21 protein-coding genes are annotated in these 23023 nt (G+C 58.7%); 11 read left to right on the top strand and 10 right to left on the bottom strand.

Features of this window, described 5'->3' with window-relative positions; all coding sequences use genetic code 11:
• Positions 1-11: 11 nt before the first annotated feature.
• Positions 12-1721 (top strand): ShlB/FhaC/HecB family hemolysin secretion/activation protein, encoded by a 1710-nt coding sequence (locus Q0Y02_RS01565; protein WP_297763411.1) that lies wholly within the window; start codon positions 12-14, stop codon positions 1719-1721.
• 100 nt (positions 1722-1821) lie between these two features.
• On the opposite strand, the gene Q0Y02_RS01560 is transcribed toward Q0Y02_RS01565, so the two are convergent.
• Positions 1822-2067: a YdcH family protein gene (locus Q0Y02_RS01560; protein ID WP_297763409.1), complete on the bottom strand. Its 246-nt coding sequence runs from the start codon at positions 2065-2067 to the stop codon at positions 1822-1824.
• 220 nt (positions 2068-2287) lie between these two features.
• Here Q0Y02_RS01560 and Q0Y02_RS01555 point away from each other — a divergent pair, with 220 nt between their 5' ends.
• Complete coding sequence (locus Q0Y02_RS01555; protein ID WP_297763407.1) at positions 2288-3232, top strand: oxygenase MpaB family protein; 945 nt, start codon at positions 2288-2290, stop codon at positions 3230-3232.
• Positions 3233-3326: 94 nt separating this feature from the next.
• Here Q0Y02_RS01555 and djlA read toward each other — a convergent pair whose 3' ends face one another.
• The 5 genes from djlA to Q0Y02_RS01530 all read right to left on the bottom strand — a co-directional run bounded on the left by djlA (position 3327) and on the right by Q0Y02_RS01530 (position 8650).
• Complete coding sequence (gene djlA / locus Q0Y02_RS01550) at positions 3327-4145, bottom strand: co-chaperone DjlA (RefSeq protein WP_297763404.1); 819 nt, start codon at positions 4143-4145, stop codon at positions 3327-3329.
• 3 nt (positions 4146-4148) lie between these two features.
• Positions 4149-4931 (bottom strand): hydroxypyruvate isomerase, encoded by a 783-nt coding sequence (gene hyi, locus Q0Y02_RS01545; RefSeq protein WP_297763401.1) that lies wholly within the window; start codon positions 4929-4931, stop codon positions 4149-4151.
• Positions 4931-5830, bottom strand: a complete 900-nt coding sequence (locus tag Q0Y02_RS01540) for an NAD(P)-dependent oxidoreductase (protein ID WP_297763398.1) — start codon at positions 5828-5830, stop codon at positions 4931-4933. Before Q0Y02_RS01540 ends, hyi begins: the two co-directional genes overlap by 1 nt.
• A 154-nt stretch (positions 5831-5984) precedes the next feature.
• Complete coding sequence (locus tag Q0Y02_RS01535) at positions 5985-7895, bottom strand: FTR1 family protein (RefSeq protein WP_297763395.1); 1911 nt, start codon at positions 7893-7895, stop codon at positions 5985-5987.
• A gap of 86 nt (positions 7896-7981) precedes the next feature.
• Positions 7982-8650 (bottom strand): DNA-3-methyladenine glycosylase I, encoded by a 669-nt coding sequence (locus Q0Y02_RS01530; protein ID WP_297763393.1) that lies wholly within the window; start codon positions 8648-8650, stop codon positions 7982-7984.
• A gap of 200 nt (positions 8651-8850) precedes the next feature.
• Here Q0Y02_RS01530 and Q0Y02_RS01525 point away from each other — a divergent pair, with 200 nt between their 5' ends.
• Positions 8851-10080 carry a pyridoxal phosphate-dependent aminotransferase gene (locus tag Q0Y02_RS01525; RefSeq protein WP_297763390.1) on the top strand — a complete coding sequence of 410 codons (1230 nt, stop codon included), beginning with the start codon at positions 8851-8853 and terminating at the stop codon, positions 10078-10080.
• A 204-nt stretch (positions 10081-10284) separates the two neighbouring features.
• Positions 10285-10800, top strand: coding sequence for a hypothetical protein (locus Q0Y02_RS01520; RefSeq protein ID WP_297763387.1), 516 nt, complete (start codon positions 10285-10287; stop codon positions 10798-10800).
• A gap of 136 nt (positions 10801-10936) precedes the next feature.
• Here Q0Y02_RS01520 and Q0Y02_RS01515 read toward each other — a convergent pair whose 3' ends face one another.
• Positions 10937-11869 (bottom strand): class I SAM-dependent methyltransferase, encoded by a 933-nt coding sequence (locus Q0Y02_RS01515; RefSeq protein WP_297763384.1) that lies wholly within the window; start codon positions 11867-11869, stop codon positions 10937-10939.
• Positions 11870-11989: 120 nt separating this feature from the next.
• Here Q0Y02_RS01515 and htpX point away from each other — a divergent pair, with 120 nt between their 5' ends.
• A complete protein-coding gene (gene htpX / locus Q0Y02_RS01510) occupies positions 11990-12886 on the top strand; it encodes a protease HtpX (protein WP_297763381.1) in 897 nt (298 codons plus the stop codon).
• 148 nt (positions 12887-13034) lie between these two features.
• Here the strand turns inward: htpX and Q0Y02_RS01505 are convergent, their stop codons facing one another.
• Positions 13035-14177: an ATP-NAD kinase family protein gene (locus Q0Y02_RS01505; protein ID WP_297763378.1), complete on the bottom strand. Its 1143-nt coding sequence runs from the start codon at positions 14175-14177 to the stop codon at positions 13035-13037.
• A 73-nt stretch (positions 14178-14250) separates the two neighbouring features.
• Between Q0Y02_RS01505 and Q0Y02_RS01500 the strand changes: the two genes are divergently transcribed.
• Positions 14251-14451: a PA1571 family protein gene (locus tag Q0Y02_RS01500; protein WP_297763376.1), complete on the top strand. Its 201-nt coding sequence runs from the start codon at positions 14251-14253 to the stop codon at positions 14449-14451.
• Here the strand turns inward: Q0Y02_RS01500 and Q0Y02_RS01495 are convergent.
• Both Q0Y02_RS01495 and Q0Y02_RS01490 read right to left on the bottom strand, forming a co-directional pair.
• Positions 14423-15538, bottom strand: coding sequence for a 4-phosphoerythronate dehydrogenase (locus Q0Y02_RS01495; RefSeq protein WP_297763374.1), 1116 nt, complete (start codon positions 15536-15538; stop codon positions 14423-14425). The two genes, Q0Y02_RS01500 and Q0Y02_RS01495, sit on opposite strands and share 29 nt — an antisense overlap.
• Before the next feature lie 11 nt (positions 15539-15549).
• The gene (locus Q0Y02_RS01490) at positions 15550-16410 is read right to left on the bottom strand and encodes a fructosamine kinase family protein (RefSeq protein ID WP_297763372.1); all 861 of its coding nucleotides are present in this window, start codon (positions 16408-16410) and stop codon (positions 15550-15552) included.
• Between the two features lie 165 nt (positions 16411-16575).
• Between Q0Y02_RS01490 and Q0Y02_RS01485 the strand changes: the two genes are divergently transcribed.
• Genes Q0Y02_RS01485 through Q0Y02_RS01465 form a run of 5 tightly spaced genes read left to right on the top strand, consistent with a single transcriptional unit; the run spans position 16576 to position 22969 of the window.
• Positions 16576-17094 (top strand): hypothetical protein, encoded by a 519-nt coding sequence (locus tag Q0Y02_RS01485; RefSeq protein ID WP_297763369.1) that lies wholly within the window; start codon positions 16576-16578, stop codon positions 17092-17094.
• Positions 17091-19007, top strand: a complete 1917-nt coding sequence (locus Q0Y02_RS01480) for a hypothetical protein (RefSeq protein ID WP_297763367.1) — start codon at positions 17091-17093, stop codon at positions 19005-19007. Before Q0Y02_RS01485 ends, Q0Y02_RS01480 begins: the two co-directional genes overlap by 4 nt.
• Positions 19004-21949 (top strand): tetratricopeptide repeat protein, encoded by a 2946-nt coding sequence (locus Q0Y02_RS01475; RefSeq protein WP_297763365.1) that lies wholly within the window; start codon positions 19004-19006, stop codon positions 21947-21949. The genes Q0Y02_RS01480 and Q0Y02_RS01475 overlap by 4 nt, the downstream gene beginning before the upstream one ends.
• Entirely contained in the window at positions 21930-22682 is a 753-nt protein-coding gene (locus Q0Y02_RS01470; RefSeq protein ID WP_297763363.1) for a tetratricopeptide repeat protein, read from the top strand. Before Q0Y02_RS01475 ends, Q0Y02_RS01470 begins: the two co-directional genes overlap by 20 nt.
• The gene (locus Q0Y02_RS01465) at positions 22682-22969 is read left to right on the top strand and encodes a hypothetical protein (RefSeq protein ID WP_297763360.1); all 288 of its coding nucleotides are present in this window, start codon (positions 22682-22684) and stop codon (positions 22967-22969) included. The genes Q0Y02_RS01470 and Q0Y02_RS01465 overlap by 1 nt, the downstream gene beginning before the upstream one ends.
• Positions 22970-23023: the final 54 nt, after the last annotated feature.

Raw genomic sequence — 23023 nt, 5'->3', positions numbered from 1 at the left:
GGCGTTCGTTCATGCAGGCACTGTGTCCCGGTACGCAGCGGCAACAACTCTCCCGGGCCGGGTTTGGCATTTCCTGGCTGACGGCATTCCTGTTGTTGTTGCCCTTGCCGAGCTGGGCCTCCTCCCCGGATGAAAGCTGTAACGTTATCTACGATTACGGTGATCCTGCCCTGTTTGAATTTGTCGAGACCCGCCAGAACGTGGACTTCAGTGACTACCAGGGACGTTCCATCGGCGAGATTCACTACACCGTGCTGCCCATCTTCAACGAAGACGATCCGGCTGAGGATAACTGGCTGTATCGGGCAGCCAACTTTCTGCATATCGAGACACGAAAAAGCACCCTGCAAAAGCAGATGATCCTGACCCGTGGTGAGTCGCTTGAACGGGATCGCCTCAGGGAAAATGAACGACTACTGCGTGGTAACGACTATCTTGTCGATGCCATGATCGTCCCCCACAAGGTCTGTGCAGACACCATAGACCTGTTGGTGGTAGTTAGGGATGTGTGGACTTTTTCACCCTCTGCCTCGGCATCGCGTTCCGGCGGCGATGACAGCACCAGCGCCGGTTTCACGGAAAGTAATTTGTTGGGCAGCGGCCAGAGGGTCGCCACCGGCTACTTCGATGATGCCGACCGCAGCGGCCATTTCTTCAGTTACCGCAACCCTCTGCTCCCCGCGCGGGTACAACTGAATCTTAGCTATACCAATGCCAGTGACGGTGAATCCCTGTCAGGCGGCCTGGTACGGCCCTTCTATCAACTGAACAGCCACTGGTCTGGCGGCGTCGACGTACAGCGGGAAAACCTGCTGGAACGCATCGAGGTAAATGATCAGACGGTCAATCGCTATCGTCTTGAGGATAACCGTTACGAAGCGTTTATTGGCTGGTCGCCGGGGGTTAAGGAAAAAGCTGTTATCCGCTGGCGGCTGGGGATCACCGACGAAGAGGAACGCTTTAGCGCGGTCCCCGACGAAACCACCTCGCTGCCCGAGGACGAGCGTCGCGTGTACCCCTGGTTGTCCCTGGAATATCAGGAGAACCAGCATCTGGTAGCCTCAAATCTGAACCGCGCCCAGCGTCAGGAAGACATTCGCCTGGGCTGGTATCACTTTGCGCGTGTGGGGCACGCCAGCGAATCCCTCGGCAGCAATGCCGAGTCGATCATTTTCAACATGAGCACCAACAACACCCGCTTTATTCGCAAGCATCACTTGTTTCGCAGCGGCTTGTCTGCAAGCGGGCGTTATCAAGACGATGATTTTGTCAGCACCATCTATGGGGGAAACCTCAGTTATTACTATTTCCTCAACCAGAACAATCGCTGGTTCGCGCGCCTCAATCTGAACGCCGGTAGCAATCTGCGTCAGGATGAACAACTGACCATTGGTGGCAACGATAACCTTCGCGGTTACCCAACCAACTATCAGCGTGGCGACCGCCGCTGGGTCTTTTCCGTTGAGCGACGCCGCTTTACCAATTGGCAAATTTTCAACCTGGCCTATGTGGGCGGAGCCGTTTATGTGGACGCCGGGCAAGCCTGGGAACAGGGTGAGCCCCGCGGCAGCACCCTGGCTAACGCGGGACTGGGACTACGCCTGAGCCCCAGTAAATTCAGAGTGGATCGGGTGCTGCATCTGGATGTAGCAGCACCACTGGTAGATCAGGACGAAGTCGACGATGTCCAGTTCATTGTGTCAGGAAGGGTGGATTTCTAGGTGCCCTACGTCACTGCCTGTGGCGAGTCACGAAGAGCAAAAAAAGCCTGCTTTTCAGGACTCGTAACGGAAATTTAAGACTTTTTCTCAAACAATAAAACTAGCTCGCTTCATTGTTGAGACGATGGTACACCTCGTCCTTCAGCCTGATTCGTTCCCGCTTTAAGCGCTCCATATCCAGGTCAGCAATCGGGCTCTCACGCATCTCAAGGCCTCGTATCTGCTTGTCCAGCTTGTCGTGCTCCATCACCAGCGCCTTGAATCCGGGGTCATGGCTTACCAGATCATCGATCTTCTGGTGTTGATCCGGAAATTCATGGTGGATGCTGTGATTCTCTCCCAACATGGACATTTCTCCTTTGCGGTAACGTTGCGTAACCCGGTAAGGGCTACGTCTAACTCTCGGACACAAAAAACTGCGCCACTGTTCCCATACATCATTAAATCACCACATTTCCTGATTAGATTCAATCAGGCAGGCCCGTAAGATGAAATTATAGCGCTACGTTGTCACCGCCCAGCACGGTAGGTAGTCGGAACCCACACTGCACAAAGGAGGCGTGCACATGGCGTTACCGCAATTACTGACCCGCGACCATATCCAGAACGGCTTGATCCAGGCCAGCGAACAATGCCATCAGCCCGACGCGGGCCTGTTCGGCCCCGGCTCCATCTGCTGGCAATTGATGCGCGAGAACCTCACCTCCCTGGCACATGGCCGAGTGGTGCTGTTGGCACTGGCGGACAGTCGCCTGTCCCAGTTACTGGCAGATTCCCATGATCTGGTACAACGACTTCAGCACACCCAGGTGTTCATGCTGAAACTGGTCTTCGGCAACCTGGACCAGGCATTGCTGACACTGGATAGCCCACGCATGCGACGCAAGACCCTGTTCGACGTGGATGACAGTGAAACCCTGCTGTATGCGCTGACAGCCTGGATGGACTCCTGCCTGACTGTGTACCAGGAGGTTATAGAGCCACTGAATACCGCGCATCAGGAACGATTGTTCGAGGAAACCATGTTGCTGGCGCAGGTCATGGGAATTCCCGAAAGCCGGCGACCGGCAGACTGGCACGCCCATCGGCGCTGGTGGAAACGTCGTTTCAACCACCATGGCCCGATCAGTGATCGACGCCGCCAGCTGGGCCACGACCTGATTCGCGAGCAGGGCTACCCGGGCCGACTGCCCTATGGACAGTACTTGCCGCTGGCTTCTTTCCAGGTCCCCGAACACCTGAGACAGACCTTCCAGTTACCGCAAACCGGCCTTGACAGCCACCGAGCCTACCAGAAGCATCTGAACCGGCTAATGGACATCACCCGCCGACTACCACCGCGATTGCGCTATCAGCCCGCCTATCACGAAGCCAGCCAGCGTCTGGAGGGCCGGGCTCGTGCCGATCTGGCAACCCGGTTGCTGAATCGATGGTGGACGGGAGAAAGCGATCTGGTGAGCAGTGGCTGGTCGATCCCAAAAGTGGACCGGCTACCCAGCGTGAGCTATTGAAATATCGCAACCGGCCTGACGCGGCACTCGGCGGTTAACCGTTGGAGCTTTGCAAGCAAAGCTCCAACAGTGGGCGTATTTCCTGTTGTGCCGCCTACTTAAAGCCCCGGTTTTCCTTGATCATATCGTAGGCCTTGCTGATTTCTGCGGTCTTCTCGGTGGCCATGCGGATCATCTCGTCCGGCACCCCTTTCGCCGCCAGCTTGTCCGGGTGATGTTCGCTCATCAGCTTGCGATAGGCCTTCTTGATTTCCTGGTTGGACGCCGACTCACTGACACCCAGCACCTGATAGGCCTGCCCCAGTGATGGCCGCGATGGACCGGCAGCACTGCGCCCGCCGCTATAGGCTCCGCCAGCACCGGAGAACTGGGCCTGGGCCAGCAGCATGTTGAGGATTTGCTGAAACTGGGCCCGCGGCACACCCAGCCCTTCTGCAACCCGAACCAGAACATCTTCTTCCGCCTGATCAATCTGGCCATCAGCCAGGGCCACTTGCAGCAGGATTTCCAGCAGCACCAGAATCAGTTGCTTGCGATGTTTTACGGTAGCGGCGAAGTCCGCCACGGTGGCATCCAGCGGGAAATCGGCCTCCTTGCCACGATTGAACAGGGCAATGGCTTCAGCGCGCTGTTCCTCGTTGAGCTGCATGCGATCCATCACTGCCCTGGCCTGGGCGATCTCATCCTCGCTGACCCGGCCATCCGCCTTGGCAAGATGCCCCATGATGGAAAACACCGTATCGAACAGGGCCTTCTGCACTTCTCCCTGTTGCGGGCGAAAGCTCTGCACCTGGGCCGCACCCTTGTCCAGCATGTGCCCGATCAGCACCCCGATACCCAGGCCGATAGGCCCGCCCACCAGCATCCCCAGCAGGCCGAGAATAATTTTGCCGCCCCAGTTAAGTTGCATCATCAATCAATGAGTCCCTGGTCTGAACCAGCCAAGGCTGGTCTCGGTGTCCTGTTGCGGACGATATTCCGCACTGACCCAGCCCCGATAATCAAGCGTATCAAGGTGGGCAAACACCCTATCAAAATGAATTTCGCCGGTACCCGGCTCATGACGCCCCGGGTTATCGGCAAACTGAATATGTCCTATATGGGGACAAAGTCGGGAAAGGGAACGACACAGATCCCCCTCCATGATTTGCATATGGTAGAGATCGAACTGTATCCGAATATTCTCTCGCCCCGCTGCCTCGATCGCCGCCATGGCAGCAACAGACGTATCGATAAAGAACCCCGGCATATCCACTTTCGAATTGATCGCTTCCACCGTCAGGGTCCTTCCTTTAGCCGCCAAAAGATCCGCAGCAAAACGCAGGTTTTCCACCAGGGTCTGGAACGCGATATCAGCAGGCAGTGAGCCCGGCCGAATGCCCGCCAGACAATTGATCCGCTGGCAATCCAGCACATCGGCATACTCCAAGGCCTGAAACACCCCTTCGCGAAACTCCTCTACCCGGTCAGGCAAGCAGGCAATCCCCCGCTCACCGGCCTGCCAGTCCCCTGGTGGCAGATTGAACAGTACCTGGGTCAGATGATGCTGTTGCAGCTTTTGCGCCAACGTCGACGCCGGCCAGTCATAGGGAAACAGGAACTCCACGCCCTGGAAGCCAGCGTCAGCGGCGGCAGCAAAGCGATCCAGAAACGGCAACTCAGTGAACAGCAGAGACAGATTGGCGGCAAATCGTGGCATCAGTGTTCCTCGTCAGCGCTGCCTAGTCGGACGCCATTGAGCCGCTCCAGTTCCAGCAACAGCCCACTGTGGTCCACCTCGCCATTACCGCTGGCGAGCAATGCCCGGTATTGCTCGAACACCCTTTGACTGAGCGGTAACGTCAGGCCTTCATGGCGAGCCTCATCCAGGATCATGCGCAGATCCTTGAGCTGAATCCGCGCCGGCGCTCCGGGCTCGAAATTACGCTGCAGCATACGCTCGCCATGCTGCTCGAGAATTTTGCTGCCGGCAAAACCGCCTAACAGGGCCTCACGGACCTTTTCCGGCCGAGCCCCGCCCTTGGCTGCCAGCAACAGGGCCTCTGACACGGCGCCAATGGTGATACCGACAATGGCCTGATTGGCAAGCTTGGCTAGCTGACCGCTACCCACCGGGCCGATATGGGTCACGATGCCCATGGGTTGCAGTACCTCAGCGGCACGGACGAAACCCTCATCGCCACCGCCGGCCATGATCGACAGGTTGCCGGCTTCTGCGCCCCGGGTGCCACCGGAAACCGGCGCATCCAGGTAAGTCCCGCCCTGCGCTTCCACCAATGCCCCATGACGGCGGGCCATGGCGGGCTCAATGGAGCTCATATCAATGACCAGGGCGCCCTGGCGAAGCTGATTGATGGCACCACTGTGATAGAGCACCTGATCCACAACCGTGCCGTTTTCCAGCATGGTGATCACCACATCCGCCTCGGCAACCGCATCCGCCGGACTGACAGCCAGCCGCGCACGCTCGCCCAAGGCCTGCGCCTTTTCCGCTGTGCGGTTCCAGAGGGTCAGGGAGAAACCGGCGTCCAGCAGACGCGCCGCCATGGGCGCGCCCATCAAACCGATGCCGAGAAAACTGATTTTGGTTTGTGACATGGGGTACCGCTTTCAATCTGAGGGCAACTGGCCGTCTGCAGGGCAAGCGCCGACCTGTCGGGCCAAGCGGAGCTAAGCGCTCCGCTCTGATACTGCCGGGCATTATTCCCGATAATGGCACCGTACACACCCCCAGGCATTGCAGGAGCCCCCATCAGTCCGGCTTGCTTCCCCGTAACCACAGCAGAACACCAAGCAACACAGCCATTCCCTGCGCCGTCACGCCCTGCACCGTAGGGAAGAAACCCAACCACTCGATGGTCGGTACCCCCAGGTAATAGGCATCCAATACACCCGCTTCCTGCAGGGCGGCAATGCCTCGGCCCAACAGCACCACCGAGAGCACCAGCAGCACCAGGCTGGTCACCCGGAAGAACAGGCTAAGGGGCAGCCTCATACCAATGCGGAAGAACAGGAAACAGACCACCGCCAGGGCTGTCACAGCCGCACCGATACCATAAAACACGAAGGCCTGGGTCGCCGTCGTCACCTGACTCCACAGGGCCTGGTAGAACAGGATGGTTTCGAAAATTTCCCGATACACCGAAATAAAGGACACAAACGTCAGCACCCAGATGGTGCCACTACCCAGGGCATCGTCCACCTTGTTGCGGATATACCCCAGCCACTTCTGGCTGTGGCTGTTGCTGTGCATCCAGAAACCCACATAGAACAGGATCAGCGCCGCGACCACCCCGGCCACCCCTTCGGTCATTTCCCGGGAGGCGCCACTGAAGGTAATCAGGGAGTTGGCTGCGTACCAGGTCAGGCCGCCGGCCAGCAGCGCAGCGACCCAGCCCAGATGGATATGGCGGGTGGCGCTTGCCGCATTGGCCTTGCGGGTAAAGGTAAGCAGGGCTGCCACCACCAGCAGGGCTTCCAGCCCCTCGCGGAACAGAATGAAGAAGCTGGCGGAAAAGGTTGCCGCAGGGCTCAAGCCGTCTCCGGATAAGGCATCCGCGGCTGCCGCCAGGGAGGCCCGGGCTGTCGCCGCCCGCTCACTGACAATGTCGGCCTCGTGACGTCGATCAATGGCTTCACGCACAGCCATGAAGTCCGCCTCGGCCCGGCGCATGAGGTCACCATCCACCGCCGCCAACTGCTGCTCAATCATCTCGAAACCGTCCAGATAGGCGGACAATGCAGCGCTCCGGGCTGCCTGGTGATCACCGCTGCGGTACGCCTGCTCGGCTTCATGCAAACGCTCATCACTCAAGGCAATAAAGCGGTTTTCGTTGAACAGTGCTGACGGCTCCCGACGCAGATAGCCCAGAGCGGCATAGGCCTGCTCACCCTGCTCTTTCAGCACATCTTCCGGGGCCTGGGCCACCAGCGTATCGAGGGTCAGGGAAGTCTGCATGCCGGGAATCCGGTTGAAGGCGGCCTTGCCATTTTCGGCCATCTCATCGCTGACCGCTTTGGCCCCCACGAAGAACGCCAGGGCCCAGCGGTCTTTGTCGCTGAGGGTATCGCTGTAGGCGGCCATACCGGTGCCATCCACCCCCTGGGTGATGGTGGTATGCAGACCCAGCAATGAACGGCCGTTATAGCGGGAGACGGCTGTAAAGTCGGTGGGAGCCGGTTCCAAAGCCGCCCCAGCGGGCCCATCACCCCGGCCTTGCTCGCCATGGCAGGCGGCGCATTGGGTTTGATACAGCTCGGCGGCGCGCTCCAGGTCCGGCGCCGCTTTTGGTGACACCGGGATACCGTAGACGGTGACCAGGGTGGCACGGACAGACTGGGCCAGCGCCTTGATTCGCGGTTCCGTGGCCTTGTCGATCACCGCCTGTTGCAGGGCATCCGCCTTATCTTGCAAGTCTTGCTTGCCATCAGCGGCGGGGAGCTGAGCCACCCCTTGCGCCAAGAGAGCGGTAAACTCTTCCATCTCGGCGTACTCTTCCGGGCTGACGATATCGCCATCCACCACGGCATTGATGTAATCCGCTCCCACGTATTCAACCAGCTGCACCAGCGCAGTCTGGTTATTGGCAAACGCCGGCAGGCAGAAAGAGAAAAGCGTGATCAGCAGCGCGCTAAAACGGGCCTTGGCGGCAACATCAACCATAATTGAACCAGGTTCGAAATAGAAAGGAGAGGCATTATCATTTAAATGGTTGCCGCCATCAAGGACCTCACGCCTTTGACACCGCCTCAACCGATCGTGAACGCCAGTACCTTGCTGATATGAGCCTGTGGCCAACCACTTTCCCGCTGCCAGACGTTGAACGCCGCCTGTGCGGCCCGCTGGTCACGCTGGCTGGCTGGGGGTTTGTCGATGATGTTCTGGGCCTTCAAGGCAGCAATCACATCACCGGTGGGGTACCAGGTATCGCGCCCCACCATGCGCAGGAAGGCGGCGCCTGAGTTGCCACCCAGTTGCTTGCCACGCTTCTTTAGCAGCAGCCACATCCCCACGGTGTCATCCGCCGGCCAATCCGCCAGCCAGTTGCCAACACTGCCGTATTCTTCGGCCAGATCCAGCACCAGTTGGGCATTATGGCGGATGGCTTTCATCTTGCCCCAGTGGCGAATCAAGCGCGTGTCCTGCATGCGGTCATCGAGCATGGTGTCCGGCATCAGCACCAGTTTTTCCGGATCAAACCCGAAAAAAGCTTCCTCGAACGCCGGCCACTTGTTGTCCACCAGGGAATGCTTGAGCCCGGCCCGGAAAATGCGCCGGGTCAACGCCGAAAAATAGAACGCATCATCGCGGCTGCGCAACAGCTCAGCATCCGCCACGCCAGGCAGTTCCGCCTTCACCGCTTTTAAAGACCCCTTGCGGTTTACCGCCAGGGCCAGCAAATCCTTGAATGGGGTCACGCTTTACTCCGGTTGCGTTTTGTTTGTAGTAACTCGATACCTGAATCCGTGATTTGAGCGTGGCGGCAAAGGCTTGGGAACCTCTGAATAATTCCTTGCGCCAGACGTCGCGATGAAGTCAGGGATTCAGGTCGATATACAGTAATTTGGGGACATTGTAGAATCAGCCTCTTGGCTCTATCCAATTCAACGGGACCGGCATGACCAACGACCAATACCACGTCAACAAATCCGACAAACTGCGCGGTGTATGTTACGACATTCGCGGCCCGGTGCTGCGTGAAGCCCATCGCCTGGAAGACGAAGGTCACCGGGTTATCAAGCTGAACATCGGCAATCCTGCCCCCTTCGGCTTCGAGGCACCGGAAGAGCTGCTTCAGGACGTGATCAGCAACCTGCCGGATTCCACCGGATACTGCCACTCCAAGGGTCTGTTCCCGGCCCGCAAGGCGGTGATGCAGTATACCCAGACCAAGGGCATCGAAGGCGTCACCGTGGATGATGTGATCATCGGCAACGGCGTCTCCGAATTGATTGTCATGTCCATGCAGGCGCTGCTCAATAGCGGCGATGAAGTGCTGTTGCCAGCACCGGACTACCCTCTCTGGACCGCTGCGGTGCGCATGTCCGGCGGCACCCCGGTTCACTATCTGTGCGATGAACAGCAAGACTGGCAACCGTCACTGGACGATATCCGTGCCAAGGTGAACAAGAACACCAAGGCCCTGGTGATCATCAACCCGAACAATCCCACAGGCGCCAACTATGAACCAGCCATGCTGCAGGAGTTGTTGCAGATTGCCCGGGAAAACAACCTGATCGTGTTCGCCGACGAGATCTACGACAAGATCCTCTACGACGGCGAAGAGCACACCTCTATCGCCTCCATGGCTGACGATCTTCTCTTTATCACCTTCAACGGCCTGTCCAAAAATTATCGCGCAGCCGGTTTCCGCGCTGGCTGGATGGTGATTTCAGGCGCCAAACACCGGGCAGAGAGCTATATCGAAGGGCTCGATATGCTGGCCAGCATGCGCCTGTGCGCCAACGTGCCCAGCCAGCATGCCATCCAGACGGCTCTGGGCGGCTATCAGAGCATTGGTGATCTGGTGCTGCCCACCGGGCGCCTGGGGCGCCAGCGGGATCTGGCCTGGGAAATGCTGGATTCCATTCCCGGGGTCAGTTGTGTCAAACCCAAATCTGCCCTGTATCTGTTCCCGAAGCTGGACCCGAAGGTCTTCCCCTTCGAGGATGATGAGGCCTTTGCGCTGGATTTACTGCGCGAAGAAAAGGTCCTGATCGTTCAGGGTACCGCCTTCAACTGGCCAGACCCGGATCACTTCCGTGTGGTCTTCCTTCCTCGGGTGGATGATCTGGAAGATTCCATCGGCCGCATTGCCCGTTATCTGGATCGGGCACGAAAAAAATAAAATTTGCCTGTAGGCGCGTCGCTGGCGGCACGATAACCCAAAATCTGAAAAGCGGTATTTACCACAGAGGGCACAGAAATCACTGAGGAAAAGACAGGTTTTTCTCTGTGTGCTCTGTGCCCTCTGTGGTGAAAATGCTTTTGATCCTGGTTTGGCTTATCGCGCCGCCAACGACGCTCTTACATTTGCTTGAAAGAGCCGCCCATGTCACACCTGCACATCGACGACTTCAGCCATGACGTTGCCCGCATTCTCATGCAGGCCTACATGAGCTTCCCGCGCCCTGGCGCGCTGTACGTGGAAGACATCATCGGGCCCACGGAAGTGGACGATGTGGGCCTGCACAGTAGCCGCCACATGGCCTGCCTGGGGGCTATGCTGTGGCTGGCGGAGGAAGGGTTGCTGCGTTATGAAGCGACCATCTTTCAGGAAGGCATCGAGCAGGCCGTACTGACCAACAAGGCGTTTGTGCTGCTCACCGCCCTCAGTGAACTGCGCTTCGACAACACCGACCCGACACTCCCCGCCACCGTAAAACACGAAAAAGCCACCCTGGCCGAACAGTTCCTGCAGGCTATTCGCGCTCAGGATTCAGTGCGCACCACTGCGGTAGTCCGTTATCTGCTGTCACGCAATCCGCAGCCGGTACAGGCCGAAGAGTTTGCCGATTTGCTCAAGCAGAATGACAACCCGCACTTCGTCAACGAAGACGGCTTTTAAGCCCCGCCCGTTGCCTATGCGTAGGGTGCACTGAGCCTAAGGCGAACTGCACCATCAAACGCCGGATCAGTGCAGTTCGCCTTAGGCTCAGTGCACCCTACGGTAGCTGTTGGAATGCAGGAGCCAGCGATCCAGCTCAGCTATCGAGATCTGCCGGTCGCCGGTAGCGATAATGCACCGTCTTCAAGGCCGTTTCCCCCGCTTCGTCGAAGCCCGGAGCCCCCGGTAACCGCCCTACCCGCTCTGCTCCCGTCAGATTCGCCTCCACACAGGCTTCCAGCCACCCGTAGTCCAGCCAGGGGGCATTCACACAGGCCAGGATCTCCGCCTCCGGGGCCAGCAACTTGTGCAGCTTCTTCAGTAATTTCGGATAGTCCTTTTCCACCATGAAACTGCCCTTCTGGGCGCTGGGGGGATCAATCACGATGATGTCGTAACGGCCCAGGCTGTGAAGCTTTTTCCAGCTGCGGAAAATGTTGTGCGGCAGGTAATGCACCTTGGCATCCTCGAACCCGTTGAGCCCATGGTTCTGCTGCCCCAGTCTGAGCGCCGGGTCGGAGAGATCAATATTCACCACCGAATCGGCACCACCGGCCAGGGCCGCCACGGAAAAGCTGCAGGTAAAGCTGAACAGGTTGAGGACTTTTTTGCCCTCGGCGCGTTCGCGGATCCAGCGCCGTCCTTGCGCCATATCGGCAAAGAACCCCAGATTCTGCCCGCGATGAAAATCCAGCTTGTAGACCAACCCGCCTTCCTCCGCCAGCGGCGACTCGGGCAGCTCGCCACACACCAGCACATTCTCCGCCTTGCCGTCATAGCGATGCTGTACCACCAGAGTGTCACAGCCCTGGTCGGTCAGCGCTTTTGTCAGGCTGGTCTCCAGTGCTTTCAGAATGGCCTCGTCCTGGGCCCGGAATACGGTGGCGACCATCACTGGCGCAAAACAGTCGATGGTCAACCATTCCAGGGCCGGCACAGTTTTTCCCCGGCCATGAAAAAGGCGGTGCCGGGTCGGCGTGGAGGGAACCAGATAAGGGGCAAGCAGGTCTGACAGTTCGGTGGGTTGCATAGGATCGGAAAGGCAGTGATAGAGACGTGGCAGGATGCAATTTTGCCGCGCAGTATACCTTGCCTTCACACCCTTCGCCCCCATAATCAAGTTTCCGATAAGACGTGGAGATAACCGACGATGATGCGCATTGCGCTTTATCTGCTGACCAACATGGCGGTGATTGTGGTCGCCAGCATTACCCTGAGTCTGCTCGGGGTGAATTCCTATTTTGCCGCCAGCGGCTCTGGGCTGGACCTGACCAGCCTGCTGATCTTCAGTGCGGTATTCGGCTTTGCCGGCTCGTTGATTTCCCTGTTGATTTCCAAGCCCATGGCCAAATGGTCTGCGCGGGTAAAGATCATCGAGCACCCCGGCAACGACGCGGAACGATGGCTGTTGCAGACCGTCAAAGAGCTGTCTGACAAGGCGGGTATCAAAATGCCGGAAGTGGGCATTTTCCCGGCCCAGCAATCCAACGCCTTTGCCACCGGCTGGAACAAGAATGCCGCCCTGGTAGCGGTGTCCCAGGGCCTGCTGACCCGCTTCCGCCCGGAAGAAGTGCGCGCGGTGCTCGCCCACGAAATCGGTCACGTGGCCAACGGCGACATGGTCACCCTGAGCCTGGTCCAGGGGGTGGTAAATACCTTCGTGATCTTTGCCGCCCGCGTAGTGGGCTATGTGGTGGACAGCTTCATGCGCCGTGACGGCGGGGGCGGTCTGGGATTCGGTTACTACATCGTGGTAATCGTGGCGGAAATCATCTTCGGCATCGCCGCCAGCGCCATCGTCATGTGGTTCTCCCGCTTCCGGGAATACCGGGCCGATGTGGCCGGCGCCCAGCTGGCAGAGCGCCGCGACATGATCTCTGCCCTGCAACGCCTGAAAGCCGAATCCCAGATGCCCAACCAGATGCCGGATACCCTGGTGGCCTTCGGTATCAACTCCGGGTTGGCCAAAGGCTTCAAGGCCCTGTTCGCCTCGCACCCGCCGCTGGATGATCGCATTGCGGCATTGCAGGAGAAGCGGCACGGGTGAAGATAGTGAACAGTTAACAGTGAATAGTTAATAGCGACGCGTGCCAGCGCGTCATCACTGAAAGACAAGAGGCCGCGCCCATGGTTTGGGCGCGGCCTCTTGCGTTTCAAAGCATGACAACCCCTATCGCGGCGCTGTTAACTGTTAACTATTCACTGTTAACTGCCTCCGTGCTTACCCGATACAACACCTGATCCTCATACCCGGTAGTCACCGGCCACAGTCCGCAAAGCTCCCGGTCGAGTTCCGCATCGCCGGTATCCACCAGCAGTGGCCGTCCTTCCAGCGTCTTCAGTTTGGTGCGGGTAGCCAGTATCTGGATATTGTCCTTGCCCAGGCGGCGAATCAGGGCCGGGCTGAATTGCTGGTTGCCACGACCGAACAGGTGCCCTTGCCCGCCAATCACGGTGATCACCGCTTTGGCAGGCGCATCACCGATCTGCTCCAGCAGCGCCCGTGCTCCCAGATCCCGGCCAACCACTTCCTGGTTGTAGACCAGGTCCACACCCAGCAGCGTGTTCTCCAGACCCAGCTGTTCCATCACCACTGCCACCGTAGAACCGGAGCCCATCAGGTAAAAAGTATCGTCTTCCAGGCTATCCGCTATCCAGGCGGCCACTTCGGTGACCACCAGATCTTCCACTTCGCGGCCGCCACATTTTACCTGCTGCAGGTAACGGGCTTCAGCAGGGACCTGTAGCTCACCATAATGCCGAGCACGGACAACCCCCTCGCGGAAAGCGTCCTCATCGATATCCCGGACTTCTGCCAGCTCCAGCCCAACCAGCTCGCCGGTAGCCAGTTCTGCCAGCAGGCTACCGGCGGCTTCCGGGTTGATGGCATAGACTGCGGAATGCATCTTGCAGCCGGCCGGAACGCCCAGTACCGGTGTCCCCTGCCCCAGGGTATCCACCAGATCCCGAGCTGTGCCGTCACCGCCGGCGAAAAGGATCATTTCCGCTCCCGCGTCTTTCAGAGCCTCTGCCGCCCTGCGGGTATCCTGCGGACCACTGGGCATGACGGATTGGCCGATGACCTGGCAGGACAGTCCGGCTTCACGGCAGCTAGTTTCACCCATCTCGCCGGCCCAGGTCAGCACGGTCAGATTTTGCGCCTCGGCAAGCGCCTTGAGCGCGCGGGTCATGCGGGCCGGGGCCTGGGGCTCGGCACCGCGTCGCAGCGCTTCGTCACGGGTTGCCTCGCCATCGCTACCCTTCAGGGCCACGCTGCCACCAAGCCCCGCGTAGGGGTTTACCAGAACACCGAGGCAGAGACTTTCGTCGACTTTCATAAAGCGGTCATATCCAGATACAAAAATGGCATTGCTGTCCACGGTGGTCAGCGCCTAAATAAACGACCCAATCATGCAGACTCAAGGGGATGCAGCCATGAATCTCGACAGCCAGCAACCCGGCAAGAATTTCCACGGGGCCGCCATCATTGATGAGCAGGGCCGGGAAATTCCCATTACAGAAGCCATGATCCAGCAAGCATTCCAGCGCCTTGAAAAAAACAGTCAGGCTTCTGCCCAACCGTTTACGCCGGCGCAAAAAGCCGGCGCATGATCGGCTGCCAGGGCGCAGTAATATCCCCCTGGTAACGCCAATCATGGAGCTCATGACGCAACGGGTACTCCTTGCGCAGCCGGTCAAATGCCTTGCCGGGATCCGCCGAGGCAAGGCTGTCACCGAGCCGCCTGTGATCCTCCGATAACCGATACGCTATCTGCAACACCCTGAGCAAATCCTCTTCGCTCGCCACCGGCTGCGTAATGATCTCATTACCTGCCGAGATCGGCGCCGGTTGCGCCGTCACGTCGAGCCAGTCACAGAACGCGCGATAGAGCATCTGGGTCCCCTTGAGCTTGCCCTCTGCGCTGTAGCCGGCAATATGCGGTGAGCCGAGCAGGACCTGCTTGAACAACGCAGGGGGCACCCGTGGCTCGGTTTCCCAGACATCTAAAATGGTAGCCGGCCCTCGACCCGTATCAAGCCCCGCCAATAAAGCCCGATTATCGATCACCGGCCCCCGGCAGGTATTGATCAGCATCTGCGACGAAGACAGCTGTGCCAGCCGGCCCGCATCCAGCAGATGGCGGGTGGCGTGATTGCCATTGTCTGTCAGGGGTACATGCAAGGTGATCAGGTCCGCATCAAGCATGGCATCCAGGGGCTCCAGTTCGTAGGGGCCCTCATAGCCCTGTTCTGCCAGAAGCGGATCACAGGCACGCACGATCATGCCCAGATCGGACAGCCAGTCGGCTACCCGGTGCCCCACATTGCCCAGCCCTACTACCGCCGCCGTTGCCCCCAGCGGGGAACGGTTACCTGCCTGACAGAGCCGCAGCACTGCCTGCAGCACATATTCCGCCACGGCTCGGGCATTGCAACCCGGGGCGTGAGCGAAGCGAATGCCCTGCTCCTGCAGATAGCCGAGATCCACGTGATCCGTGCCGATGGTCGCCGAGCCCACAAACCGTACCCGGGATCCAGCCAGCAACCCGTCATCCACCCGGGTCACCGACCGCACCAGCAACACCTCGGCATCACCCAACTGCTGTCGAGTCAGGCTTCGACCATCCACCCGGGTCACCGTGCCCAAGGCGTCAAAGGCTTCCAGTCCCGGCATGTTGGCATCGGCAATAATCTGCATCGCTTTTCCTGTCAACGGGAGGCCAGCAAGCGGCGGGCAGTGTCATCCACTGCCCGGGCATACTGGCCACCAAAAAGAGTGTAGTGATTCAACCAGTGATACAGGTCATACACGGGCCAGGCCTGGTATCGCAACGTAGAGGGATACTCCGCCTGATAGCCTTGATAGAACGCCGCAGGCACACCGCCAAACAGGTTCAACATGGCCAGATCCACCTGCGGATCGCCATGATAACAGGCCGGATCGTAGAACACCGGCTCCCCGTTCACCTGCCCCAGGTTGCCCTGCCACAGATCACCGTGCACCCGGGCACAGGGCGGCCGGGAAGGAAGCCAGCGGTCCAGTTGTTCGATGACCCGGGCAGTGCGCTCCGCAGCCACTGGCGGCAGCCCCCGCTGAGTGGCCCGTTGCAGCTGGGGCGCCAGCCTTTCGTTGGTAAAAAAGGTGATCCAGTCACCGTGGTCCGCGTTGCTCTGCGGGCTGGCGCCGATAAAGTTATCCGGGTGACTGCCGTACCGGGCAGGCCCTTCAACCCGGTGCAGGCAAGCCAGCGCTGCTCCGGCGGCCATCCACTGGTTGCTTCCCGTCAGGGAAGCAATAGGAAGGTGCTCCAGAATCAGCACACCGCCTTCACTGGATGAGTAACAGTGCACCACCCTGGGGACTCTCAGGCTTGCTGCCAGCGCCTCAAGGCCACGCGCTTCCGCTTCCAGCAACAGAGGGTTGCGATGTTGTTTAACAAAATAACGACTCACGCCATCCTCGAGCACGCCACTACGGGCGGTGTCGCCACCCGCCACTGGCGTCAGAGTCCAATCCCCCTGCAAACCAGCCTGATTCAGGGCATTCATCAGCAATAATGGCAATTTCATAGCAATTAAACGCAATTCCTTGACTATAGAAGCCACCAAAATCGGCTCTCACGGCCAATAATGACTGACTGTTCCCCTTGATTTAAGGCATTCTTCTGATTACAACTAGTCACTACGCCAGCCGGTTACCGGCCAATAACAACAACACAAAGCGATCGCCACCCCATGAAAGCACTCTTGCCCCTGTGCGGCGCCTTCCTTATCGGCCTGTGTACGGTCGCCAGCGCCGCCGATGACGATGGTCTGTCCGAGCAGATCCGCCAGCTGAAAAGCGAAGCCCTGGACCTGAACCGGGACCTCACCCTGCTCGAGCAGGAGCTCCTCTATGCCAGCCCACAAACCAGCATCTTTGTCTCCGTGGATGTGGGTACGCCGATCCGCCTGGTCGACGTGAATCTGACCATTGATGGCCAACACGTGGGTTACCATTTTTACAGTGACCAGGAATTCGAGGCCCTCACCAAGGGCGGCATCCAACGTCTTTACACCGGTAACCTGGCCAGTGGCCGCCATGTCATGGAAGCCACCATCACCGGCTATGATCCACTCGGCAAGGATTACCAGAAAACCACCAGCTATACCTTCACCAAGGGTGCCGGCAAGAAAATGGTGGAAATGCAGGTGGTGGACGACCTGAACAAGCAGCAACACAAGTTTGAATTCCGTGAGTGGAATCAGCAATGACACAGGTGCGGCGAAAACGGTGGCTGGTCGCGGCGTGCCTCGCCACCCTGTTGTCCCCCGTCCAGGCGGCAAAAGTCGAGTTCTTCGATGATATCAACGAAGGTCCGATACCTCTTGGCCAAGAGGAGCACCGCTACCTGGCTTTTGGCGAGGTCATGTTCGACTACTATCGTCATGCCAACTTCAATGCCATCAACACGCTGCTGGTCAATCAGCAGCAGGCCCTATTCAATGAGGACACCGACTACGCGGAGCTGTTGCTGGGCGATCTCTATGTAACCTATGGCCTGCCAGGCAAGGCAGAGGTCATCTTCAACCGCCTGTTGGAAAAGGACATTCTCAGCCGCACCCGGGCCCAGACCTGGCTGCACAAGGCCGCTCTGCACTATCGTGAAGGCAATCTGGCGGAAGCCGCCATGATTCTGGACGGCGAAAACGTGGAAGGCCTGGATCCGGCAGACGACGCCCGCCGACGTCTCATGCTGGCCAATATCTTCATGGCCGAGGAAGATTTTGCCGGCGCCCTGGATTATCTGCACTCCGTTCCCCTGAGCACGGACGAAGGCCGCTACGCCACTTACAACATGGGCGTGGCATTGATTCGCGGCGGTCACCGTGAACAGGGGGTAGCCCTGCTCAAATCCCTGCTGGAAGCCGGTGGCAGTTCTGACCAGGCTCTCGCCCTGCGCGATCGGGCCGCTCTGGCATCCGGCCTGACCGAATTGAGAGAAGGTAAATTGCAAAGCGCCCGTGCAGACCTGCGCCAAGTCCGCAGTGACGGTCCCTTCTCCGAAGATGCCTTACTCGCCCTGGGACTGGCCAATTACCGGGCCGGCGAGATAAAACGCGCCCTGCCCCTGTGGCTGGAAGCGGTACGCCGCAACAGCAGCCACCCCTCCGTGCAGGAAGCGCTCATGCTGGCCCCCCGTGCCTACGAAGAGCTCGGAGGTCTGCCCCAGGCCCTGGCCGGCTACCAGTATGCCGCCTCGGAATACCGTCAGGCATTGAAAGATATCCAGAAAGCCATCGACAACATCGCCAAACCCGGTTGGTCGGAAGCCTTGCTACCGGAAGACGGTAATCAGGCCGGCCTGCTGCCAGCCAATAGTGGTGATCTGGCCCAGGGCAATGAACTCTCTTATCTCTACAAGCTGTTCTCCAGCAACGCCTTTGCCCAACGCTTCGAGCACTACCGACAGATTCACCAGATCAAGAGCATGGTAGAGAAATGGCAGCAGTCACTGCCTGCGCTTCAGGAAACCTATCAAATCCAGCAGCAAAGCCTGAGCCGCAACCTGCCCCATGTGCGCGGCGAAATGACCCGCCACATGAGCCGACAGGAACAGCTGGCCCTGGCCAGTGACAAGGTCTCCGCAGCGATCCCCAACTTTGTCGACATGAGTAAACCGCAAGACGTGGCCAACGCCGAACAGGCCATCATGTGGAAGAAAGTGGATGCCATGGCACGCCAGTTCGGCACTTTGCCCGGCTCAAGCCATGCCAATGCCCTTCGTTTACGCAAAGTACGCGGCCTGTTGTTGTGGGATATTGCTCACCAGTCGATAGAACAACGGCAAAAACAGGAGCAAGCTGCTACCCAATTACGAGAAGAAAGCAGTGTTCTGGGCGAACGAATTGCTGCCGTACAACAGCAGATCCGTGATGCCACTCTGCGCACCCGGGACGACCTTGGCCAAAGACTGGCCGAGCAGACCCAGCGAATTGAAACAATAAAGCGTCTTACCGAAGACACCCTAGAGGCTCTGGAAAAGAGCATGCAGGCCGATGCCCTTGCGCTGCTATTGGCCAACCAGCAGAAACTGGCAGACCAGTTGGCCGAGGCCCATCTGGCCGTTGCCCGCCTGCAGGACTCTTCGGCATCCGACGGCAGCAAACAGAGGACAGGATCGTGAACCGATTTCGCCTGCATGGGCTGGCAGCCGCAATCATTGCTCTTGGCGGCTGCGCGTCTGCACCGCAGAACGGCACACTGGAGCAACAGGCCCGTTTCGGGGGGACAACCCTGGCGGATCTGGAAAGCACCGACATCATCATCGAAGAACAGCAACTGGAAAGTGCCAGCACCCAGGATGCATTGAACAGCTACCGGCAGGCCGCTGAGCTGTTCGACGACCCGGAGCGTCGAGCCAAGACCCTCCGGCGCATGGCGGATCTGGCCCTGTCCTCCGCCACCGAACAGGAAATGGGTATTGAAGACGCCGACAACGAGCGTCTCGAACAAAAAGTGGACAAACTCGTCTACGACAACGCCATGGAGCAGGTGAACACCACACCGGATACCGAACGCAAACTGGCGCTGCTGGATCTGGCCGGCACCATGGCGCCATCGCTGGCCGATAAGGACGTGGATTACAACACCGCCATCGCCCTGTATCAGGAATTGCTTAACAGCACCAACGACCCGGAGCAGCGCGCCGAAGCCTATTACCTGTTATCCAAGGCCTACGCCATGGATGGCAACCTGGAACAGGCTCGCGCCAGCCTGGACGCCCTGGTAGCGCAGTATCCAAACAGCGAATGGGCACTGGAATCCCAGTTCCGTCGGGGCGAAATGCTGTTCTCGGACGGTGATTACGATTACGCAGAAAAAGCCTACGCGGACGTCATCAACCGCGGCGCGAATAATGAATTCTACAGCCAGGCGCTCTACAAGCATGGCTGGAGCCATTACAAACTGGGCGACTACGAGCTGGCCCAGGCCAGCTTCTTTACCCTGCTGGACACCCTGAATGGCGCCAGTGAGCTCAATGACGACACCAGCATGGAAAATAAATTGTTCGCCGACACCCAGCGCGTGGTGAGCCTGGCATTCAGTAACCTGGATGGTCCACAGTCGGTGAAAAAATGGTTTGCTCGCAACGGCAAGCGGGATTACGAACCGGATATCTATCGCTCCCTGGGCCAGGTCTACCTGAGCCAGGAGCGCTTCCGCGATGCAGCAGAAGCCTTCGACATGTTTGTCCAGGTGTACCCGGATTCCACCCTGGCACCGGAATTCTCCAGTCTGCAGATCGACGCCTACCAGAAAGGTGGCTTCCCTACCCTGGTGTTGCCGGCCAAGGAAAAATTCATTCAGCATTATGGGATCAACAGCGATTACTGGGTCCGCCATCCCGATATTCGTGAAGAGTATGTATCGCTGCTCAAGGGCCATATTCTCGACCTGGCCGAATACCACCATGTGCTGGCCCAGAAATCCGGCAACCCGGGGGATTACCGCAACCCGGCGCGCTGGTACCAGGAATACCTGGACACCCCTCCTCCGAGCGAAGACCAGGGCAAGGTTAATCACCGCTATGCGGAAGTGCTCTACGCCGCCGAGGATTTCCCTGCCGCTATCAGCGAGTTTGAACGTACGGCCTATCAGTACCAAGGCTATGAAAAAGGCGGTGATGCCGCCTTCAACGCCCTGGTAGCCTACCAGCAGATTCTCGACAGCAACCCGGACGAGGAACAGGAAAGCAGTTGGCGGACCAAGAAAATCGCCAGCGCCCAGCAATACGGACAACGCTTCCCGGAACACCCGGAAGTCCCCAATGTGTTGCATGACACCGCCGAGGACCAACTGGCGCTGGGTGACGTGGAAGGCGCTGTGAAAACCGCAGGCATTCTGGTCAATCGACAACCGCCCCCTTCCGCCGAGCTGATGCGCTATGGCTGGGCCACCATTGCCAACGGTGAATTCGATCTGGGCCGTTTCAAAGTGGCCGAAATGGCTTACGGCAAACTGCTCGATATGCAGATGTCCGCCAAACAACGCGCACAATACCGGGAGAAACTGGCGGTCAGCATTTACCGCCAGGCCGAGCAGCAGCAGGAACAGGGTAACCTGGATATCGCCGCTGCCACCTTCCTGCGTGTTGGCCAGGCCGTGCCGGAAGCGGCGGTTCGCAAGAATGCCGAATTCGATGCCGCCACCCTGTTCATCAACCAGGGCCGCGGCGCCGATGCCATCCCGGTTCTGGAGGCCTTCCGTCAGCGCTACCCCGACGACCCGCTCACCGACACCATCCCCGACAAGCTGGCCATTGCCTACGAGAAACAGGGCAACTACACCGCCGCAGCCGGCGAGCTACAGTTGATTGCCGCCAATTACAAAGGCGACGATCCGGAGCTCTCCCGCCAGGCGTTATGGAAAGCGGCGGAAATGCAGGACCGGGCCGAACAGCCCCAGGCCTCCATTGCCCTCTACCAGCAGTATCTACAGGAATGGCCACAACCCTACGATTTCCGCTCTGAAGCGCAGTTCCGGCTGGTAGAGCTGAATCGGAAAACCGGCAACAGCGAGCGGGAAAACCATTGGCTGCAACAACTGGTGACCAGCTACCGCCAAGCCGGCAGTGAAGCCAATGACCGGGTTGCCTGGCTGGCTGCCTACGCCAGCTTTACCCTGGCAGAACCCAACTTCGCGGAATTCAAACGCATTACCCTTACGCAGCCGCTGAAACCCTCCCTGGCCGCCAAGACCGCCGTCATGAAAAAAGCTCTGGCGGATTACCAGGCAGTCGCTGACATTGGCGTCGCGGAATATGCCACCGCCGCCAACTACAAAATCGGCGAAATGTATCGGGTACTGGCCCGCGACCTGATCGCATCTGAACGCCCGAACGGGCTGGATGAACTGGAGCTCGAAGAGTACACCATGCTGCTGGAAGACAAGGCCTTCCCCTACGAGGACCAGGCTATCGACATCCTTATCGCCAATACCAATCTGGTCACCGACGATATTTATGACCAGTGGGTAAAGAAAAGCTTTGGCGCTCTGGCAGAACTGATCCCAGGCCGCTATGCGAAGTTTGAACAGGTAGAAAGCTATGTGGACATCATTTACTGATCGTGGCCGCCTGGGCGCGGCCACCGCACTGCTCGCCGTCCTGGCACTGTCAGGCTGCGCCAGCAAAGGCGGCATCGGGCTGGAGGGCTCCGGCGAGGGCGGCACCAGCAAATATGAGCAACAGAAAGACGGTGGCGCTGCCGCCGACAGTGACGCCATTCATATTCCGCCAGTACCCCATGATCCCAAGGTAGAAAAGATCGCCGAGCAGGCCATGGCGGAATATGCCCGTGCATTGCAGGCTCGAATAGCTGGCAAAGACAAGCAAGCCCTGGTGATGTTCCGCTCCCTGGGTGAGCGTTTCCCGCAACTGTCCGGCCCTCAGCTCAATGTGGGTCTGATCTACATGGAACAGGAAGACTACGCCAAGGCACAACAGGCTTTCGAACAATCCCTTGCCATCAATGATGCCAATCCCTATGCCCACAATGGGCTGGGCTTGGCATTACGTGAGCAGGGCCAGTTCGATGACGCCCGTATCCATTATGAGCGGGCTCTGGTTCTGGACCCGAAATATGCTCGCGCTCATTTCAACCTGGCGGTTCTCGCCGAGCTTTACCTGCAGGATCTGCAACTGGCACTGGAACATTTTCAGGCCTACCAGAACCTGCAGAAATTGCCGGATGAGAACGTGTCCAACTGGATTGTAGACCTGCAGCGCAGAGCGCCGGACGCTCCCAGCCAGCCAGTGGCGGACCAGGATGCCGGTAACAAGAATGGAGAGTTGAACTGATGCGCCCTTTACTCGTGATCACCGCCCTCATGTGCGCCACAGTCAGCCACGCTGAAGGCGATGGCCAGGAAGCGTCAACCAATGTGATCGGCACCCAGGAAGCCCCCACGGTGCTCAACGTGGTGCCCTGGAAGGACCGGGAGGTAAAGCTGGAGAAAAAAGATCCCACCTCTTCCCTGCTAAACCGGGTACTTGAGCCCCTGGACCAGGAGGTGTTGATGCGGGAAATCGAGTATCACCAGCTCCTTAATCAGGAGCCGGATAATGATGATCTGTTCCTGAAATAGCACATCAACCGATATCACTAGATGCGCCCACGCCTTTTTTCTGATAAAAATTGG

This window comes from uncultured Alcanivorax sp. (assembly GCF_947258575.1).
In the GTDB taxonomy this organism is placed as follows: Bacteria; Pseudomonadota; Gammaproteobacteria; order Pseudomonadales; family Alcanivoracaceae; genus Alcanivorax.
The sequence above is the reverse complement of the archived record's forward strand: the minus strand, read 5'-3'. Positions and strand labels throughout refer to the sequence as shown.

What these genes read in the sequence shown, in the direction of transcription:
- Q0Y02_RS01505 (WP_297763378.1), bottom strand. Translation starts at nt 14,177, where the DNA reads ATGAAAGTCGACGAAAGTCTCTGCCTCGGTGTTCTGGTAAACCCCTAC.
- Q0Y02_RS01465 (WP_297763360.1), top strand. Translation starts at nt 22,682, where the DNA reads ATGCGCCCTTTACTCGTGATCACCGCCCTCATGTGCGCCACAGTCAGC.
- Q0Y02_RS01515 (WP_297763384.1), bottom strand. Translation starts at nt 11,869, where the DNA reads ATGCAACCCACCGAACTGTCAGACCTGCTTGCCCCTTATCTGGTTCCC.
- djlA (WP_297763404.1), bottom strand. Translation starts at nt 4,145, where the DNA reads ATGATGCAACTTAACTGGGGCGGCAAAATTATTCTCGGCCTGCTGGGG.
- Q0Y02_RS01565 (WP_297763411.1), top strand. Translation starts at nt 12, where the DNA reads ATGCAGGCACTGTGTCCCGGTACGCAGCGGCAACAACTCTCCCGGGCC.
- Q0Y02_RS01535 (WP_297763395.1), bottom strand. Translation starts at nt 7,895, where the DNA reads ATGGTTGATGTTGCCGCCAAGGCCCGTTTTAGCGCGCTGCTGATCACG.
- Q0Y02_RS01480 (WP_297763367.1), top strand. Translation starts at nt 17,091, where the DNA reads ATGACACAGGTGCGGCGAAAACGGTGGCTGGTCGCGGCGTGCCTCGCC.
- Q0Y02_RS01470 (WP_297763363.1), top strand. Translation starts at nt 21,930, where the DNA reads ATGTGGACATCATTTACTGATCGTGGCCGCCTGGGCGCGGCCACCGCA.
- Q0Y02_RS01525 (WP_297763390.1), top strand. Translation starts at nt 8,851, where the DNA reads ATGACCAACGACCAATACCACGTCAACAAATCCGACAAACTGCGCGGT.
- Q0Y02_RS01520 (WP_297763387.1), top strand. Translation starts at nt 10,285, where the DNA reads ATGTCACACCTGCACATCGACGACTTCAGCCATGACGTTGCCCGCATT.
- Q0Y02_RS01485 (WP_297763369.1), top strand. Translation starts at nt 16,576, where the DNA reads ATGAAAGCACTCTTGCCCCTGTGCGGCGCCTTCCTTATCGGCCTGTGT.
- Q0Y02_RS01500 (WP_297763376.1), top strand. Translation starts at nt 14,251, where the DNA reads ATGCAGACTCAAGGGGATGCAGCCATGAATCTCGACAGCCAGCAACCC.
- Q0Y02_RS01540 (WP_297763398.1), bottom strand. Translation starts at nt 5,830, where the DNA reads ATGTCACAAACCAAAATCAGTTTTCTCGGCATCGGTTTGATGGGCGCG.
- Q0Y02_RS01495 (WP_297763374.1), bottom strand. Translation starts at nt 15,538, where the DNA reads ATGCAGATTATTGCCGATGCCAACATGCCGGGACTGGAAGCCTTTGAC.
- hyi (WP_297763401.1), bottom strand. Translation starts at nt 4,931, where the DNA reads ATGCCACGATTTGCCGCCAATCTGTCTCTGCTGTTCACTGAGTTGCCG.
- Q0Y02_RS01490 (WP_297763372.1), bottom strand. Translation starts at nt 16,410, where the DNA reads ATGAAATTGCCATTATTGCTGATGAATGCCCTGAATCAGGCTGGTTTG.
- Q0Y02_RS01560 (WP_297763409.1), bottom strand. Translation starts at nt 2,067, where the DNA reads ATGTTGGGAGAGAATCACAGCATCCACCATGAATTTCCGGATCAACAC.
- htpX (WP_297763381.1), top strand. Translation starts at nt 11,990, where the DNA reads ATGATGCGCATTGCGCTTTATCTGCTGACCAACATGGCGGTGATTGTG.
- Q0Y02_RS01555 (WP_297763407.1), top strand. Translation starts at nt 2,288, where the DNA reads ATGGCGTTACCGCAATTACTGACCCGCGACCATATCCAGAACGGCTTG.